Annotated in this window: 2 protein-coding genes and 1 pseudogene; all 3 read left to right on the top strand. The window is 32.2% G+C overall.

All coding sequences use genetic code 11. From position 1 onward, the window contains the following. The first annotated feature begins 214 nt into the window (after positions 1 to 214). Complete coding sequence (locus LJE08_RS13445) at positions 215 to 760, top strand: aminotransferase class I/II-fold pyridoxal phosphate-dependent enzyme (RefSeq protein WP_368735835.1); 546 nt, start codon at positions 215 to 217, stop codon at positions 758 to 760. Between the two features lie 22 nt (positions 761 to 782). Continuing rightward, positions 783 to 1,001, top strand: coding sequence for a hypothetical protein (locus LJE08_RS13440; protein ID WP_227403505.1), 219 nt, complete (start codon positions 783 to 785; stop codon positions 999 to 1,001). A 56-nt stretch (positions 1,002 to 1,057) separates the two neighbouring features. After that, a pseudogene (locus LJE08_RS13435) lies at positions 1,058 to 1,369 on the top strand (PLP-dependent transferase); the annotation flags it as partial. Between the last annotated feature and the right edge of the window lie 271 nt (positions 1,370 to 1,640).

The following is a 1,640-nucleotide window of genomic DNA, read 5'->3' as shown; positions in this document are numbered from 1 at the left end:
AGCAAATGAAAAGCGCCCATACAAATCATTTTATATGATTTGATGGGCTTTTTTTTCAGACAAAATAAAAGAAATTTAAATACAATGTAAATAATTGCATTTATCGTTGCCATAATAAACATTTTTTATCATAGAAAACATATAAGAATAGTATTAAATAAAGAGGATGATTATAACTAAATTAAATTGAGATCAACGAAATTTTAAATTCGAAATATTACAACTACATGTAGGACAAGAACAAACAGATCCAACAACTGATGAACGTGCAGTGCCTATTTATCAAACACCATCTTATGTGTTTAGAAATTGCGATCATGCAGCAGCACGTTTTGAATTGAGTGATGCAGGAAATATTTATGGATGTTTAACGAATCCAAGTGAGTATGTATTTGAAAAGCGTATAGCAGCTATTGAAGGTGGTGTAGCTGAGTTAGCCGTAGCATCTGGTGCAGCGGCTGTTACATATACAATATTAAATTTAGCTCAAAATGGGACAATATTGTTTCAGCCAAAAATATATATGGTGGTTCATTTAATTTTATTGGAGAACACTCTACTTAAATATGGGATTGAAACAAACTTTGTAGCTATCTTTAATGAAGAAGAAATTGAAAGTGCTATTAATGAAAAGACAAAGTCTTTGTATATTGAAACATTGGGTAATCCAAATTCTGATGTAGTAGATATTGAATCAATCACAAAGATTGCTCATAAACATAAAATTCCATTAGTAGTGGATAATACATTCGCCTCATAGTATTTAGTGAGACCAATTGAATATGGGGCTGATATTTTTATTCATTCAGCCACAAAATTTATTTGAGGTCACGGAACCAGTATTGGTGGTGTTATCGTTGATGGAGGAAAGAAAATTTGATTGTGAAGCTAGCGGTAAATCCGATTCATTGACAAAACCAAATCCAAGTTATCATGGTATAAGTTTTACACAAACATATGGAGCTGCAGCATTCGTCACTAAGGGCGTGCAATTCTTTTAAGAGATACAGGAGTTGCAGTTTCTCCTTTCAATGCATTTTAATTCTTACAAGGGTTAGAAACATTATCCTTACGTGTGGAAAGTCATAGTAATAACGCATTAAAAGTCGTCGAATATTTGAATAATCATGCTCAAGTAGAAAGCGTATCTCATCCTAGCGTCTCTACAGATCCTAATCAACAATAGTTGTATAAAAAACATTTTCCTAATGGAGGAGGCTATATCTTCACGTTTGACATTAAGAGGGATGCACAAAAAGCTAAAGATTTTATAGAAAATCTAGTATTATTCTCCTTATTGGCGAATGTTGCGGATGTTAAATCGTTAGTGATTTATCCGGTGACAACAAAACAATCACAATGTACATAAGATGAGTTACTAGATCAGGGAATTCGTCCGAACATAATTCGTTTAAGCATAAGATGTGAAAACATTGATGGTATAATTCAAGATTTGGATAAAGCATTTGAAGCAGTTACATAAATAAAAAAGTCAGAGATTTCCAATGTTATTTAATTAAGAAATGACGGCTTTGAGGGGAACAAAAAAATGTGCTCCTCTTTTTTTTGGAAATTTGAATTTTTTGACGGAAGCCCTTATTTTGATTTTGAATGTCGTGTTGTACGTTTCAAAATTAGTG

Source organism: Holdemanella sp. DFI.5.55, from assembly GCF_020593575.1.
Classification (GTDB): Bacteria; Bacillota_I; Bacilli_A; order Erysipelotrichales; family Erysipelotrichaceae; genus Holdemanella; species Holdemanella hominis.
The sequence above is the reverse complement of the archived record's forward strand: the minus strand, read 5'-3'. Positions and strand labels throughout refer to the sequence as shown.